A 15,679-nucleotide genomic window follows, 5' to 3' on the forward strand; every position below is an offset into this window, starting at 1 on the left:
GGTTTTTTTATGCCGAACGGTTCAGGGAGCGGCTCAGCAGCAGCACCGGCAGCAGTCCCACCGCGACCAGGGCCAGGCAGGGCAACGCCGCCTCCCCCAGGCGCTCGTCGCGGGCCAACTGGTAGGCCATCACCGCCAGCGTGTCATGGTTGAATGGCCGCAGCACCAGAGTGGCGGGCAGCTCCTTCATCACATCCACAAACACCAGCAAGGCCGCCACCCCGGTGGAGCGGCGCAGCAAGGGCCAGTGCACCCGCCGCAGCAGACCCCAGCCGGTCACATTCAGCATGCGCGCAGATTCGTCAAAACTGAGCGGAATCCGGCTGTAGCCGCTTTGCACGCTTTGCAGGGCCACCGCGCAAAACCGCACCAAGTACGCCCACAGCACCCCCAGTACGGTAGACGTCAGCACATAACCCACGCCCCAGCCCGGCTGCGCCGCCTGCAGCCAGCCCACCGGCAGCAGCAGCCCCACCACCACCACCGCCCCCGGAATCGCATAGCCCAGGCTGGCCACCTGCAACACACCGCGTGCCATCCGGGCCGAGGCCGGGCGCGACGCAAACGCCAGCAGCAGCGCCAGCCCCACGGCCAGCACAGCGGCCATACCGCCCAGTTGCAGGCTGTTCCAGGCCCAATGGCCAAAACGCGCCCAGGGAAGCGGCGCGTCCTCGGACTGCCAGCCCTGGTAGAGCGGGCGCAGCATGAACAGCACTGGCAGCACAAAGCCCAGCAGCACCGGCAGGCTGCACAGCGCCTGCGCCTGCACCCGCTGCCAGCCCACCAACACCACACGCCGTGCCTCGGCACTGCCCGCGCGGCTGCCCTTGGCCGCACTGAATCGCATGCGCTGCTGGGCCCGCCGCTCCAGCGCCAACAGCACGGCCACCACGGTCAACAGCGCGCAGGCCAGTTGCGCCGCCGCCACCGGGTTGTCCATGGACAGCCAAGCCTTGTAGATGCCCGCGGTGAAGGTCTGGATGCCGAAGTAGCTGGACACGCCAAAGTCGGCCAGCGTCTCCATCAGCGCCAGCGCCACCCCGGCCGCCACTGCCGGACGCGCCAGCGGCAAAGCCACGCTGCGCACGCGGCGGCCCAGCGGCGCACCCAGCATGCGGGCGGCCTCCATCAAGTGCGCAGCCCGCTCGGCCAGCGCCGCCCGCACCAGCAGGTACACATACGGGTAGAGCGTGACCACAAACACCAACACCGCGCCGCCCAGGCTGCGCACCTCGGGCAGCATGCGGCCCTGCCAGCCCGTAATGGCCCGCAGTGCCGTCTGGGCCGGGCCGCTGTACTGCAAAAAGTCGGTATAGGCATAGGCCACCACATAGGCCGGCATGGCCAGGGGCAGCAGCAGCGCCCATTCCAGCGTGCGCCGACCCGGAAAATCAAACAGACTCACCGCGCAGGCCGTGACTGAACCCACCAGCGCCACGCCCAGCGCCACGCAGACGCACAGCAGCACCGACGTCAGGGCGTATTCGGGCAGCACCGTGGCCACCATCTCCTGCAGGATCTGGGCACTGGCGGCATTCCATTGCAGCAGCGCCGCCCATACGGCCAAAACCGGCAGCAGCACCAGAGCGGCCAGCAGCAGTAAGGGGAATTGCACAAGGCGTTGAAAAAAAGGCATGGGTATCGGTTGTAGTGGCACCTGAGGAGAGGCGCTACGCCAGTGCAAATGAGAATTGTAAATATCTAGAATCCGAACATGTTCCTCGACCTCCAAAACCTCAGCGTCACCTACCCGGGCCGCCCCCAGCCTGCCGTCAACGGCGTCACCTTCGGCCTGCCTGCTGGGGACATTGGCGTCTTGATCGGCCCATCGGGCTGCGGCAAAACCACGCTGTTGCGGGCCGTGGCCGGGCTGGAGCCCGTCAGCGCGGGCCACATTGCCCTGGCTGGGCAGACCGTCAGCGCACCCGGCCAGGCCGTACCCCCCGAGCAGCGGCGCATGGGCATGGTGTTCCAGGACTACGCGCTGTTTCCGCACCTGGACGTGGGGCGCAACGTGGCCTTTGGCATCCACCACTGGCCCACGCCCGAGCGGCGGGCGCGGGTCGCCGAAGTGCTGGAGTTGGTGGGGCTGGAGGGCTTGCGCCGCCACATGCCGCATGCGCTGTCGGGTGGCCAGCAGCAGCGCGTGGCCCTGGCGCGGGCGCTGGCCCCCCGGCCGCAGTTGCTGCTGTTGGACGAGCCATTTTCCAACCTGGACGTAGACCTGCGCGAGCGCCTGGCACACGAGGTGCGCGGCATTTTGAAGGCGGCAGGCGCTACGGCCCTGCTGGTCACACACGACCAGCTGGAAGCCTTTGCGATCGGTGACCACATCGGCGTGGTCCAGGACGGGCGGCTACACCAATGGGCCGATGCCTACACCCTGTACCACCGGCCTGCCACGCGTTTTGTGGCCGACTTCATTGGCCACGGCGTGTTTGCCCAAGCCCAGGTCAGCCTGTACACCGATGCCACCGGCAGCCACAAACAGGTCAACACGCCGCTGGGGCCGCTGCACGACATCCGCCCTTCCCTGCTGGCGGATCTGCCGTTAGGCCCGGTGGAGGTGCTGCTGCGGGCCGACGACATCGTGCACGACGACGCAGCCAGTGTGCAGGCGCAGGTGCTGCGCAAGGCGTTTCGGGGCAATACCTTTTTGTACACCCTGCAACTGGCCAGTGGCGAAACCGTGCTGGCCCACGTGCCCAGCCACCACGACCACGCACTGGGCGAATGGATTGGCATCCGCGCCGAGGTAGACCACGTGGTGGTCTTCCGATAGCCCTCCGGGCAGCAGCGATAAAGCTGGTTTAGAAGCTTTCCCAATCACCCTCGCCACCGGCAGCGGGGGCGGCAGGCTTGGCCTTGGGCGCGGCCAGACTGCGGGGTGCCTGCGTTGGCGTGGCGGCACGGGCGACAGGGCGTGCCGGTGCGGCCACGGCACGGGGCTTGGTCACCGCCGGGGTTGGAAGTTTCGCGGCCGTGGGCCGGGCCGCCAGCTTGGGCGCAGGGGTCTGCCGCGCCGGTGCCGGACTTGCCTTGTAGGCCGCAGCAGGTGCCGCTCTGGGAGACACGCCGCCATGCAGCGACTGGTTCACCTTGAACACCGCCACCGCTGTGGCCAGCTGGTCGGCCTGCTCGCGCATGCTGGTGGCAGCAGCGGCGCTTTCCTCGACCAGGGCCGAGTTCTGCTGGGTCATCTGGTCCAGGTTCACCACCGCGCGGTTGATCTCGTTGATGCCGGTGCTTTGCTCGGTGGCCGCAGCGGTGATCTCGCCGACGATATCGGTCACGCGCTTCACCGACTGCACGATGTCGCTCATGGTGCTGCCCGCTTCGGCCACCAGCCGCGCGCCAGACTCGACCTTTTCTACCGAGGTGCCGATCAGGCCCTTGATCTCCTTGGCCGCCTGGGCGCTGCGCTGCGCCAGGCTGCGCACTTCGCTGGCCACCACGGCAAAACCCCGGCCTTGCTCACCCGCACGGGCCGCTTCCACGGCGGCGTTCAGCGCCAGGATGTTGGTCTGGAAGGCAATGCCGTCGATCACGCCAATGATGTCGGAAATCTTCTTGCTGCTGGCGTTGATCTCTTCCATCGTGACCACCACCTGCTTGACCACTTCGCCGCCTTTTTGCGCCACGCTGGACGCGTTGGCCGCCAGCGAGCTGGCCTGGTTGGCGTTGTCGGCGCTCTGGCGCACGGTCTGGGTCAGGTGGTCCATGGAGGCCGCGGTTTGCTGCAGGTTGCTGGCGGTTTGCTCGGTGCGGGCCGCCAGGTCGTTGTTGCCGCTGGCGATTTCGGAGCTGGCCGTGGCAATGCTGTCGGTGCTTTGGCGCACCTGGTGGACCATGCGGCCCAGCGACAGGCTCATCGCGCTCAACGAGCGCAGCAAATCGCCGAACTCGTCCTTGCGCGCCGAATCCAGTGACATGCTGAGGTCGCCCTCGGCGATGCGGGCGGCTGCCTGGTTGGCCAGACCCAAAGGTTGCTGGATGCTGCGGATCAGCCAGAAGGCCCCTGCCAGCAGGCCCAGTACCAGCACAGCCAGGAACCCGCCGATAATTTCATACAGCAGCCCTCGCTCGGCATTCGAATCGGCCTCGGATTGCAGCAGCGCCGCCTCCTGCATTTCGACAAACTTGCGTTGTTCACCCAGGTAGGCGTTGACTGCAGCCCTGACCTCGCCTTGCAGCAGCGCCAGCGCCTCCTCGGCTTTACCGTCTTTTTTCAGCTGCTGGGCGCGGGCACGGCTGTCGAGCACCTTGGTCCGCGCCGCGGCAATGGTGTCGAGCTGGGCCTTGTCCGAGGGGCTCAAATCCATGGCGGAAATGCTCTTCTGGATCTCGGTAATCTGGGCGCTGGTGGCGGTGGTGGGCTCTTTGAAGGCCGCCGCCACGGCGGGATCCGAGCTCAGCAAGGAGGCCTCTGCGCGCACCGCGTTCAGGCTGGTCAGGCCCGCCCAGCGGGTGGACTGGATCACACGCTGGTCCATGGCACGCTGGGCGGCCTGGGTCTGGGCCTGCAATGCCATGGAACGGTAGCCGGCCACCCCGGCCACCACCAGCATTGCGACCACGATGGCTCCCACGGCCAGCCAGAGTTTTGCCGCTACGCGCAGGTTGCTGAAGTTCATGGTATTTCCTTGTTATGCGAGATTTGTCTGCCTCACAAATTGTGACATATTCACCCCCCAGGAAATAGCCTGAACACCCTTAGAAGCGCTTATTCAACCCGCACTACGCTGCTGGGCTTGAAGCCCAGGTCGGCCAGCTTGCCCTTGCGCCCGCGCACCGCCCGCGCGTTGTTCAAGCTGCGGATTTCCAGCGTCTCGGAGCGGGGCTTGGCACCGCGCCCCATGCCGTCGATGCGGATGCTGCGAGTGTAGGCGGCGGCACCGGCCAGGGCGTCGGCATCTTCCAGCGCAATCAGCATCAGGCCACGCCCACCCTTGGGCTGCAGCTTCAGCTCGGTGATCTCGAAGGTCAGAATCCGCCCGCCGGTGGACGCGCAGGCCACGTGGGTGGCGGGCACCACCGGCTGGCTGCCACTGGAGCCGCTGGCGTGGGATGGCGGGTTCACCGTTTCGCCCTCGCCCAGGGTGATGAAGGCCTTGCCGCTCTTGTTGCGCGCCTGCATGTCGTCCACGGTAGCCAAAAAGCCGTAGCCGCCCGAGCTGGACAGCAGCAGCGTGGCGCTGCCCGGCCCGGCAAAGTAGTGCGCCACCTGGGTGCCACTTTCCAGCTCGATCAGCGTGGTCACCGGCTGGCCGTCGCCGCGCGCGCCGGGCAACGAGGCCACGGGCACGGTGTAGACCCGGCCGTTTTTGTCCTTGGCCGTGCCAAACACCAGCAGGGTATCGACCGTGCGGCATTCAAAGGTGCCGTACAGCGCGTCGCCGGATTTGAAGCTGTACTCGGCCCCACCTTCCTTAGCCCAGCCCTTTTGGGCCCGGACCCAGCCTTTTTGCGAAACCACCACGGTCACAGGCTCATCGACCACCTTGACTTCGACCACGGCGCGCTTTTCGGCCTGGATCAGGGTGCGGCGCGGGTCGGCAAAAATCTTCGCGTCGGCTTCGATCTCCTTGACCATCAAACGGCGCAGCACGGTGGGGTTGGCCAGCAGCTCTTCCAGCTTGGCCTGCTCTTCGCGCAGGGTTTTCAGCTCCTGCTCGATCTTGATGGCTTCCAGCCGGGCCAGTTGGCGCAGGCGGATTTCCAGGATGTCTTCGGCCTGGCGGTCGCTCAAGTTGAAGCGCGCAATCAGCGCCGCCTTGGGCTCGTCGGCCTGGCGGATGATGGCGATCACTTCGTCGATATTGAGCAGCACAATCTGCCGCCCCTCCAGGATGTGGATGCGCTCCAGCACCTTGTCCAGCCGGTACTGGCTGCGGCGCTGCAGCGTGGTCTGGCGAAAGGCTATCCACTCCTGCAGCATCTGGCGCAGCGACTTCTGCATGGGCCGCCCGTCCAGCCCGATCATGGTCAGGTTGATGGGCGACGAGGTTTCCAGGCTGGTGTGGGCCAGCAGCGCGGTGATCAACTCCTGCTGTTCGATACGGCTGGTCTTGGGCTCGAACACCAGGCGCACGGCGGCATCTTTGTTGGATTCGTCGCGCACCACGTCCAGCACCGACAGTACCGAAGCTTTGAGCTGCGTTTGCTCCAGGCTCAGGGCCTTTTTACCGGCCTTGATGCGCGGGTTGGTGAGCTCTTCGATCTCTTCCAGCACGCGCTGGGTGCTCACGCCCGGCGGCAGCTCGTTCACCACCAGTTGCCACTGGCCACGTGCCAGCTCTTCGATCTTCCAGCGCGCGCGCACCTTGAGCGAGCCGCGTCCGGTGCGGTAGGCATCGGCAATGTCGGCAGCGCTGCTGATGATCTGGCCGCCGCCGGGGTAGTCCGGGCCGGGCACCAGGGTGAAAAGTTCTTCCTCGCTGAGCTGCGGGTTCTTGACCAGGGCCACGCAGGCATCGGCAATCTCGCGCAGGTTGTGGCTGGGGATTTCGGTGGCCAGGCCCACGGCGATGCCGCTGGCACCGTTGAGCAAATTGAACGGCAGGCGCGCGGGCAGTTGCTGCGGCTCCTGGGTGGAGCCGTCGTAGTTGGGCACAAAGTCCACCGTGCCTTCGTCGATCTCGTCCAGCAGCAGGCTGGTGATGCGGGCCAGGCGGGCCTCGGTGTAGCGCATGGCCGCAGCGCCGTCGCCGTCGCGGCTGCCGAAGTTGCCCTGGCCGTCAATCAGCGGGTAGCGCTGGCTGAAGTCCTGCGCCATGCGCACCAGCGCGTCATAGGCGGCCTGATCGCCGTGCGGGTGGAAGCGGCCCAGCACGTCGCCGACCACGCGGGCGCACTTGACCGGCTTGGCCCCGGTGGCGCCATTGGCCCCGCCAAAGCCCAGGCCCATGCGCGACATGGAATACAAAATGCGCCGCTGCACCGGCTTCTGGCCGTCGGTCACGTCGGGAATGGCGCGGCCCTTGACCACGCTCAGCGCGTATTCCAGGTAGGCACGCTGCGCGTAGCTGGCCAGGCTCAGGCCGTCGTCGTCAATGACGGGTTCGGGCACGGGCGGGTCTTCTGGCAGGTCCAGTTCGGGTTGGTCGGTCATGGGAGGTAGAGAAAAAGAAAGACAGCGGCAAACATCGCCGCAAAAAAGCCGCTAAAACGAAAAACCTCAGGGCAGCACGGCCACCGGTGGCAGATTGCCCCGGCCTGCGGCACCGCCCGACAACTCCATGCGGATGCGCGACGGCAGGCGACGCTGCTCGGCCAAGGAGGCAGGCGGCTTGAGGCCGTTGTAGAGCTGGAGCACGGTTTTCACGTAGGCCTGGGTTTCCTTGTAATTGGGAATGCGGTTGCCCGCCCTTTGCACTGCACCCTCGCCTGCGTTGTACGAGGCCACGGCCAGCTCCAACTGGCCAGGAAACATGCGGATCAGGTCGCTGAGGTAGCGCGTACCGATGCGGATATTGGTTTTGGGGTCAAACAGCTTTTGTTCTATGCTGAGCTTGGTATCGCCCACCAGCCCGTAACGCTCTGCCGTTGCCGGCATGATCTGCATCAGGCCGACAGCGCCCTTGGGCGACACCGCGGTGCTGTTGAAGCCCGACTCGGCCACGATCAAGGCCTGCAGCAGCTCGTAATCGACGCTGAGCTTGGTGGAGGCCTCGCGCAGATGGTGTTTGACGAGCTTATAGCTGGGCGAAATATCAAAAAAAGCCAGCAGCTTGGGCGGCGCGGTCGGCACATCCACCGGCCGGTCGGTACTGGCCGCCTTCAACCCCAGGGTGGTGTCGAAGCTTTCATCGCCCTTGTAGAACAGCTCGTAGCGGTCGTCCGTGCGCTCGGTGGCAAAGTGCGCCATGCCTTGCGGGTCGATATAGCCCCATACGTCGGCCAGGGCGATATGCTGCACTATTGAGAGCAGGAAACCTATACAGAGTGAGCGGCAGAGGCCTTTTTTGTTCATAAGTTAGTTACACGTCCAGCTCGACGGTGTCGCCGTGCAGTTCCATGAGTTCACGGCGGGAAGCGGCTTCGCCCTTGCCCATGAGCTTGGTGATCAGGTTCTCGGTCTGGGCGAAGTTAACACTGCCCAACTGTACCGGCAAGAGGCGACGGGTGTCGGGGTTGAGGGTGGTGTCCCATAACTGCTCGGCATTCATCTCGCCCAGGCCCTTGAAACGGCTGATGCTCCAGGCCCCTTCGCGCACGTTTTCCTTGCGCAGCTTGTCCAAAATGGCCCCCAGCTCGCCTTCGTCCAGCGCGTAGGCTTTGCTGGCCGGTTTTTTGCCACGGGCAGGCGCATCCACCCGGTACAGCGGCGGGCGGGCCACAAACACGTGGCCGGTTTCGATCAGCTTGGGGAAGTGGCGGAAGAACAGGGTCAGCAGCAGCACCTGGATGTGCGAGCCGTCCACATCCGCGTCGCTGAGGATGCAAATCTTGCCGTAGCGCAGGCCGCTTAAATCAGGCGAGTCGTTGGGGCCGTGCGGGTCTACGCCGATGGCTACCGAGATGTCGTGGATTTCGGTGTTGGCAAACAACCGGTCGCGCTCCACCTCCCAGGTATTGAGCACCTTGCCGCGCAGGGGCAGGATAGCCTGGCTTTCCTTGTCGCGGCCCATCTTGGCGCTGCCACCGGCGGAGTCGCCCTCGACCAGAAACACCTCGTTTTGCGCCAAGTCCTTGCTTTCGCAATCGGTCAGCTTGCCGGGCAGCACGGCCACGCCCGAGCCTTTGCGCTTTTCGACCTTTTGCCCGGCTTTCTGGCGGTACTGGGCGGCCTTGATGGCCAGCTCGGCCAGCTTTTTGCCGTAGTCCACGTGCTGGTTCAGCCACAGCTCCAGCGTGGGCCGCACAAAGCTGGACACCAGGCGCACCGCGTCGCGCGAGTTCAGCCGCTCCTTGATCTGGCCCTGGAACTGCGGGTCCAGCACCTTGGCGCTGAGCACAAAGCTGGCGCGCGCAAACACGTCTTCGGGCAGCAGCTTCACGCCCTTGGGCAGCAGGGAATGCAGCTCGATGAAGCTTTTCACCGCCGTGAACAGACCGTCGCGCAGGCCGGATTCGTGGGTGCCGCCTACGCTGGTAGGGATCAGGTTGACGTAGCTTTCGCGCATGGGCGCGCCGTCTTCGGTAAAGGCCACGCACCACTGCGCGCCCTCGCCTTCGGCAAAGGTCTCGTGGCCGCTGTCGGCAAAGCCTTCGCCTTCAAACAGCGGGATCACCGGCTCGCCGTTCAGGGTTTGCGTCAGATAGTCGCGCAGGCCGCCTTTGTAGGCCCAGGTCTGCACGTCCTTGGTTTTCTCGATGGTCAGCGTGACCGTGACACCGGGCATGAGCACGGCTTTGCTGCGCAGCAAATGGGTCAGCTCGGCCATGGGCAGGACCGGGGACTCGAAGTACTTGGGGTCGGGCCAGACGCGCACGCTGGTGCCCGCCTTGCGGTCGCCCGCCTCGGCCTTGCGGATTTGCAGGGGCTGGACCACGTCGCCCGCAGAAAACACCAGATTGGCTACCGAACCTTCGCGGTACGAGGTGGCCTCCAGACGCAGCGCCAGCGCATTGGTCACGCTGACCCCCACGCCGTGCAGGCCGCCCGAGAAGCTATAAGCCCCGCCTTTGCCCTTGTCGAACTTGCCGCCCGCGTGCAGGCGGGTGAACACCAGCTCGATCACCGGGGCGTTTTCTTCCGGGTGCATGCCGAACGGAATGCCCCGGCCATCGTCTTCGATGCCGATCGAGCCGTCGGCAAACAGCGTCACACGGATCTTTTTGCCGTGGCCTGCCAGCGCCTCGTCGGCGGCGTTGTCCAGCACTTCCTGGATCACATGCAGGGGGTTGTCGGTGCGGGTGTACATGCCCGGGCGCTGCTTGACGGGCTCCAGGCCCTTGAGGACGCGGATCGAGCTTTCGGAATAGGCAGGGGTAGCGGGGGATGCGGGATTTTGGGTGGCCATATTTTTCGGATTGTAGAGCACTGGATGCAACCACAGTTACGCGCAAGGTTTGCACCAAACTGGATACAGTCAAGCCATGAACGCACAGAAACCCTCTCTTTCACTTACCCAACTCCTGATCTGCGGCGGTGCCATCGTCACCCTGTCCATGGGCATACGCCACGGCTTCGGCCTATGGTTGCAGCCCATCACCCAGGCCCAGGGCTGGACCCGCGAAACCTTTGCCTTCGCCATAGCCATCCAGAACCTGACCTGGGGTGTCAGCGGCGTGTTTGCGGGCATGCTGGCCGACAAGCTGGGCGCTTTCAAGGTGATGCTGGCAGGGTCGCTGCTGTACGCGCTGGGCCTGGTGGGTATGGCGCATGCGCCCACGCCGCTGCTGTTCACGCTGAGCGCGGGCGTGCTGCTGGGCATGGCGCAGGCGGGCACCACCTATGCCGTGGTGTACGGGGTGATCGGGCGCAATGTGGCGGCGGATAAGCGCTCCTGGGCCATGGGCATCGCCGCGGCAGCGGGCTCGTTCGGGCAGTTTCTGATGGTGCCCACCGAGGGACTGCTGATCAGCCACCTGGGCTGGCAACAGGCGCTGGTGGTGCTGGGCGGCGCAGCCTTGCTGATCATGCCGCTGGCCTGGGGCCTGCGTGAGCCGGGTTTTGGCGGTGCCCAGGCGGTTAAACGCGACCAGACGATTGGCGAGGCGCTCAAGGAGGCCTTCAAGTACCCCAGCTTCCAGCTGCTGATGGCGGGCTATTTCGTCTGCGGCTTCCAGGTGGTGTTCATTGGCGTGCACATGCCCAGCTATCTGCGCGACAAGGGCTTGTCGCCCCAGGTGGCCAGCTACGCGCTGGCGCTGATCGGTCTGTTCAACGTGTTTGGCACCTACGCGGCGGGCACGCTGGGGCAGCACATGCAGAAGAAGACCATTTTGTCGTTCATTTACTTTGCGCGGGCGGTAACCATCAGCATCTTCTTGCTGGCCCCGCTGTCGCCCACCAGCGTCTACATTTTTGCTGCCGTGATGGGCGTGCTGTGGCTGTCGACCGTGCCGCCGACCAACGCGGCGCTGGCGCAGATTTTTGGCATCCAGCACATGTCGATGCTCAGCGGCTTTGTGTTTTTAAGCCACCAGATCGGCTCCTTCATGGGCGTGTGGCTGGGCGGCTTCTTGTACGACCGCAACGGCAACTACGACATGGTCTGGTACATCGCCATCGCCCTGGGCGTGTTTGCCGGGCTGGTGAATTTGCCGGTCAAAGAAGCTCCCATCCGCCGTGCGGGCAGCCTGCCGCAGGGGGCCTGAGGCCATGGCCAAACCCCTGCTGTGGTGGACCCTAGCCCTGGCGGCGCTGGCCGGGGTGTTTGCGCTGTACACCCGGCCCGAGTTCCTGGTGTCCCTGGCCGACCAGCTCTGGGCCTGTTTCTGAATGAAATAGGCACCTCGTGCTTATTGCTGTAGCGCAAGCAGCTACAAAATCAATAGCAAAGCGTTTTTTCTGGCGGCAAATTCGCCTTACACGCCCTCGTTAGAATGGCGATTTTCCCGTTTGAGACTGCGGATATGACACCCATTACTGGCAGCATCGTGGCCCTGGTGACCCCGATGCTTGAAGACGGCAGCGTGGACTACCCCACCCTGCGCACCTTGATCGACTGGCATATTGCCGAGGGAACGGACTGCATTGGCGTGGTCGGCACCACCGGCGAATCGCCCACCGTCACCGTGGAAGAGCACTGCGAGATCATCCGCGTGTCGGTCGAGCAGGCCAAAGGCCGGGTGCCCATCATGGCGGGGTGCGGCGCCAATTCCACCTCCGAGGCCATCGAGCTCACCCGCTTTGCCAAGAAGGTGGGAGCCGACTGCCATCTGCAGGTCGTGCCCTACTACAACAAGCCCACCCAAGAAGGCCAATACCAGCACTTCAAGGCCATCGCCGAAGCAGTGGACCTGCCCATGGTGCTGTACAACGTGCCCGGCCGCTCGGTGGCCGATATGCTGCACGACACCGTGCTGCGCCTGGCCCAGGTGCCCGGCATTGTGGGCATCAAGGAAGCCACCGGCAACATCGAACGCGCCCAGTGGCTGATCCGTGACGTGCCCAAGGGCTTTGCCGTGTACTCGGGCGACGACCCGACCGCCGTGGCCCTGATGCTGTGCGGCGGCCAGGGCAACATCAGCGTGACGGCCAACGTGGCCCCGCGTTTGATGCACGAGCTGTGCGTGGCCGCCATGGCCGGTGACACCCGCCGCGCCATGGAAATCCAGCGCCTGCTCATGCCGGTGCACAAAAACCTGTTTGTCGAAGCCAACCCCATCCCGGTGAAGTGGGCCATGGCCGAGCTGGGCCTGTGCGGGCCCACGCTGCGCCTGCCCATGACACCCTTGTCGGCCTCTTTCCACACCACCGTGAAAGACGCGCTGCGCAGCGGCGGTCTGCTTTAACTGAACTGAACCCTTTTAGGAACGCTACGTGAACCATATTGCCAAAGCCGGATTGAAAGTTGGAGTGTTGGGACTGACCATGGCGCTGGGCGCCTGCTCGATCATGCAAAGCGAGAAGATCGACTACAAGAGCGCGGGCACGGTAGGCCCGTCGCTGGACGTGCCGCCCGACCTGTCGCAGCTCAGCCGCGACTCGCGCTACGTGGTGCCCGGCGCGGCCGTCACCGCCAGCAACTACAAGGTGGGCCAGGTGGCCGCCGCCGCCCCTACCGCGGCCACTTCGCTGGGTGACATCCGCGTCGAACGCGCAGGCACGCAGCGCTGGCTGGTGATCAACCGCCCTGCAGACAAGCTGTGGGGACCGGTGCGCGACTTCTGGCAACAAAACGGCTTTTTGCTGACCGAAGACAACGCCGGCCTGGGCATCATGGAAACCGACTGGGCCGAAAACCGCGCCAAGCTGCCGCAGGACATCATCCGCAGCACCATTGGCAAGGTGTTTGAATCGCTGTACTCCACCGGCGAGCGCGACAAATACCGTACTCGCCTGGAACGCACCGCCACCGGCGGCACCGAAATCTACATCAGCCACCGCGGCATGGTCGAGGTCTACACCAGCCAGACCAAGGACCAGACCATCTGGCAGCCCCGCCCCACCGACCCCGAGCTGGAAGTCGAATTTCTGCGCCGCCTGATGCTGAAACTGGGTGCCAACGACGCACAGGTGCAAACCGCCCTGGAGCCCGAAGCCGCCAAGGCCAACGCCCGTCTTGCCACGGTCAACAACCAGCCGGTGGTGCAACTGGACGACGGCTTTGACCGCGCCTGGCGCCGTGTGGGCCTGACGCTGGACCGCACCGGCTTCACCGTCGAAGACCGCGACCGCAGCAAAGGCACCTACTTCGTGCGCTACGTGGCCCCGAATGCCACCAAGGTCCAGCCCGGCTTCTTCACCAAGCTATTCAGCAGCGACAGCAGCTCGCCGCCGGTGCAATACCGCGTCGCCGTGGTCACCGAAGGCTCGACCACCACCGTGTCGGTGCTGAACGCAGCGGGTGCACCCGAAGCGTCAGACAACGCCAAGAAGATCGTCCAGATCATTGCGGACGACCTGAAATAAGCACTCTGCGCTTCAAAAGCCTGGGCAGCGGCAGCGCAGGCAACGGCACCATCGTCGAAGCCTGCAGCGGAGCCAACACTACCCGCGTGCTGGTGGACTGCGGCTTTGGCCAGAAGCAGCTCGACCAGCGGCTGGCGCTGGCGGGCCTGCAGGCCGGGCAGATCGATGCGATCTTCATCACCCACGAGCACGGCGACCACGTAGGCTGCGCGCCGCAGTGGGCTGTGCGCCACCGCATCCCGGTGTGGATGAGCCATGGCACCCATGCGGCCATCGCCCATCCGGACCTGCCCGACCTGGACGGCCTGCTGCGCATCGCCCGCGACACCGAAACCATAGCCCTGGGCAACCTGCAGCTCACGCCCTTCACCGTGCCGCACGATGCCCGCGAACCCCTGCAACTACGCTGCAGCCAGGGCGATGCCCACCTGGGCATCCTCACCGACCTGGGCCATGCCACGCCGCATGTGCTGGCGCAGCTGATGGGCTGCCAGGCCCTGCTGCTGGAATGCAACCACGACCCCGAGCTGCTGGCCGCATCGCGCTACCCGCCGTTCCTGAAGCAGCGTGTGGGCGGCCTGTACGGCCATCTGGCCAACCACGCCGCCGCCGAGATCGCCCAGGCCCTGGCCGTGGGCGGGCTGCGCCGCATCGTAGCCGCGCATTTGAGCGAACAAAACAACCGCCCCGAACTCGCCTTAGCGGCCCTCGCCGGGGCCGAAGGTTGCGCCAATGTCACACTGGGCGTGGCGCACGCGGCTTTTGGCTGCGATTGGGTCACCGTATAAGTGTTTACCCGGGCTAGTCGGGTAAGATCGCAGGGTTCATTGGGGAGTAGCCTCCCACCGTTGCAATAGCGGTGGGGCTTGCATCAACATACTTGGCCGTTCGGCTATGGTGCAAGCGGTTCGTTCTTGGCAAGACCTTTGACCATGCCACCTCGGTTTGGCCGGGAGGGGGCGTGGTCATTCGTCTCAGCTCTGGCCTAGAAAGAAACCCATGGAAGCATTTCTCCTTTCCACAGGCATCGTCGCCCTCGCCGAAATCGGCGACAAAACCCAGTTGCTGGCCTTCATCCTGGCAGCCAAATTCAAAAAGCCCTGGCCCATCATCGCGGGCATTCTGGTGGCCACCATCGCCAACCACGCCTTTGCCGGTGCCGTCGGCTCCTGGATCACTTCGGTGGTCGGGCCGGAAACCCTGCGCTGGGTGCTGGGCATCTCCTTCATAGCCATGGCGGGCTGGACGCTGGTGCCCGACAAGTTCGAGGAAGAAGATGCCAAGCTGGCCCGCTACGGCGTGTTCGGCACCACGCTGATCGCATTCTTTCTGGCCGAAATGGGTGACAAGACGCAATTTGCCACCATCGCCCTGGCAGCCAAGTACCACGACTTTGTGGCCGTGGTAGCGGGCACCACGCTGGGCATGATGCTGGCCAACGTGCCCGCCGTGCTGCTGGGCCACAAAATCGCCGAGCGCATGCCGACCAAGATCGTGCACCGCATTGCAGCCGCGATTTTTCTGGTCATGGGCGTACTGACCCTGTTGGGTGCCGGTGCCGGTATGGGCTTGTAATAGAGCCCCCCCCGGGAGCCCCACGGCACGCTGGCATAATCCAGGGTCTTTTAGGGCTCTCGTGCTCATTCTTATTGCACAAGCAGCTACATATTCCATAGCACACAATCCAAGGAACACACATGGCTTTCACCACCACCGCCTCCGGCCTGCAGTTTGAAGACACCATCCAGGGCTCGGGCGATGTCGCCACCAAGGGCAAGAGCGTCACCGTGCACTACACCGGCTGGCTGTTCAACGACGGCGTGCAAGGTGCCAAGTTCGACTCCAGCAAGGACCGCAAAGACCCCTTCGTGTTCTCGCTGGGCGCAGGCATGGTCATCAAGGGCTGGGACGAAGGCGTGGCCGGTATGCAAATCGGTGGTGCCCGCACGCTGATCATTCCCGCTGCCCTGGGCTACGGCGCGCGCGGCGCGGGCGGCGTGATTCCCCCGAACGCCACGCTGAAATTTGACGTGGAACTGCTGGCCATCAAGGGCTGAAACTTCCCTGGGCGGGGCCTGTGGTCCCGCCGCGCCAGCCCATTTTTTCGACGCCGCCCCCTTGCAAAAGGCCAGGGCGGCACAAGTTTGCGTAACT

General features: G+C 64.9%; 12 protein-coding genes and 1 riboswitch. Of the genes, 7 read left to right on the plus strand and 5 right to left on the minus strand.

Annotated elements, in window-relative coordinates:
- Positions 1-7: 7 nt before the first annotated feature.
- Positions 8-1,636: an ABC transporter permease gene (locus AC097O_RS04070; protein ID WP_479591604.1), complete on the minus strand. Its 1,629-nt coding sequence runs from the start codon at positions 1,634-1,636 to the stop codon at positions 8-10.
- Positions 1,637-1,714: 78 nt separating this feature from the next.
- On the opposite strand from AC097O_RS04070, the gene AC097O_RS04075 reads away from it, so the two are divergent.
- On the plus strand, positions 1,715-2,782 hold the full coding sequence (locus AC097O_RS04075) for an ABC transporter ATP-binding protein (protein ID WP_479591605.1): 1,068 nt from the start codon (positions 1,715-1,717) through the stop codon (positions 2,780-2,782).
- A 28-nt stretch (positions 2,783-2,810) separates the two neighbouring features.
- On the opposite strand, the gene AC097O_RS04080 is transcribed toward AC097O_RS04075, so the two are convergent.
- The 4 genes from AC097O_RS04080 to AC097O_RS04095 form a co-directional block, all read right to left on the minus strand.
- Positions 2,811-4,634, minus strand: coding sequence for a methyl-accepting chemotaxis protein (locus AC097O_RS04080; RefSeq protein ID WP_479591606.1), 1,824 nt, complete (start codon positions 4,632-4,634; stop codon positions 2,811-2,813).
- A gap of 89 nt (positions 4,635-4,723) precedes the next feature.
- Positions 4,724-7,111: a DNA topoisomerase IV subunit A gene (parC, locus tag AC097O_RS04085; protein ID WP_479591607.1), complete on the minus strand. Its 2,388-nt coding sequence runs from the start codon at positions 7,109-7,111 to the stop codon at positions 4,724-4,726.
- Positions 7,112-7,177: 66 nt separating this feature from the next.
- Positions 7,178-7,972, minus strand: coding sequence for a lytic transglycosylase domain-containing protein (locus tag AC097O_RS04090; RefSeq protein WP_479591608.1), 795 nt, complete (start codon positions 7,970-7,972; stop codon positions 7,178-7,180).
- Between the two features lie 7 nt (positions 7,973-7,979).
- Positions 7,980-9,965, minus strand: coding sequence for a DNA topoisomerase IV subunit B (locus AC097O_RS04095; protein WP_479591609.1), 1,986 nt, complete (start codon positions 9,963-9,965; stop codon positions 7,980-7,982).
- Between the two features lie 76 nt (positions 9,966-10,041).
- On the opposite strand from AC097O_RS04095, the gene AC097O_RS04100 reads away from it, so the two are divergent.
- The 6 genes from AC097O_RS04100 to AC097O_RS04125 all read left to right on the plus strand — a co-directional run bounded on the left by AC097O_RS04100 (position 10,042) and on the right by AC097O_RS04125 (position 15,582).
- A complete protein-coding gene (locus AC097O_RS04100; RefSeq protein WP_479591610.1) occupies positions 10,042-11,265 on the plus strand; it encodes an MFS transporter in 1,224 nt (407 codons plus the stop codon).
- Positions 11,266-11,523: 258 nt separating this feature from the next.
- Positions 11,524-12,405 carry a 4-hydroxy-tetrahydrodipicolinate synthase gene (gene dapA / locus AC097O_RS04105; RefSeq protein ID WP_479591611.1) on the plus strand — a complete coding sequence of 294 codons (882 nt, stop codon included), beginning with the start codon at positions 11,524-11,526 and terminating at the stop codon, positions 12,403-12,405.
- Positions 12,406-12,484: 79 nt separating this feature from the next.
- Positions 12,485-13,525 carry an outer membrane protein assembly factor BamC gene (gene bamC, locus AC097O_RS04110; RefSeq protein ID WP_479592086.1) on the plus strand — a complete coding sequence of 347 codons (1,041 nt, stop codon included), beginning with the start codon at positions 12,485-12,487 and terminating at the stop codon, positions 13,523-13,525.
- 5 nt (positions 13,526-13,530) lie between these two features.
- Positions 13,531-14,313, plus strand: a complete 783-nt coding sequence (locus AC097O_RS04115; protein ID WP_479592087.1) for an MBL fold metallo-hydrolase — start codon at positions 13,531-13,533, stop codon at positions 14,311-14,313.
- A 29-nt stretch (positions 14,314-14,342) separates the two neighbouring features.
- A riboswitch (yybP-ykoY riboswitch) is annotated at positions 14,343-14,513 on the plus strand.
- 11 nt (positions 14,514-14,524) lie between these two features.
- On the plus strand, positions 14,525-15,100 hold the full coding sequence (locus tag AC097O_RS04120) for a TMEM165/GDT1 family protein (RefSeq protein ID WP_479591612.1): 576 nt from the start codon (positions 14,525-14,527) through the stop codon (positions 15,098-15,100).
- A 122-nt stretch (positions 15,101-15,222) separates the two neighbouring features.
- Positions 15,223-15,582, plus strand: a complete 360-nt coding sequence (locus AC097O_RS04125; RefSeq protein WP_295960049.1) for an FKBP-type peptidyl-prolyl cis-trans isomerase — start codon at positions 15,223-15,225, stop codon at positions 15,580-15,582.
- The last annotated feature ends 97 nt before the right edge of the window (positions 15,583-15,679 follow it).

The organism is Rhodoferax sp. LS1P39 (genome assembly GCF_056521425.1).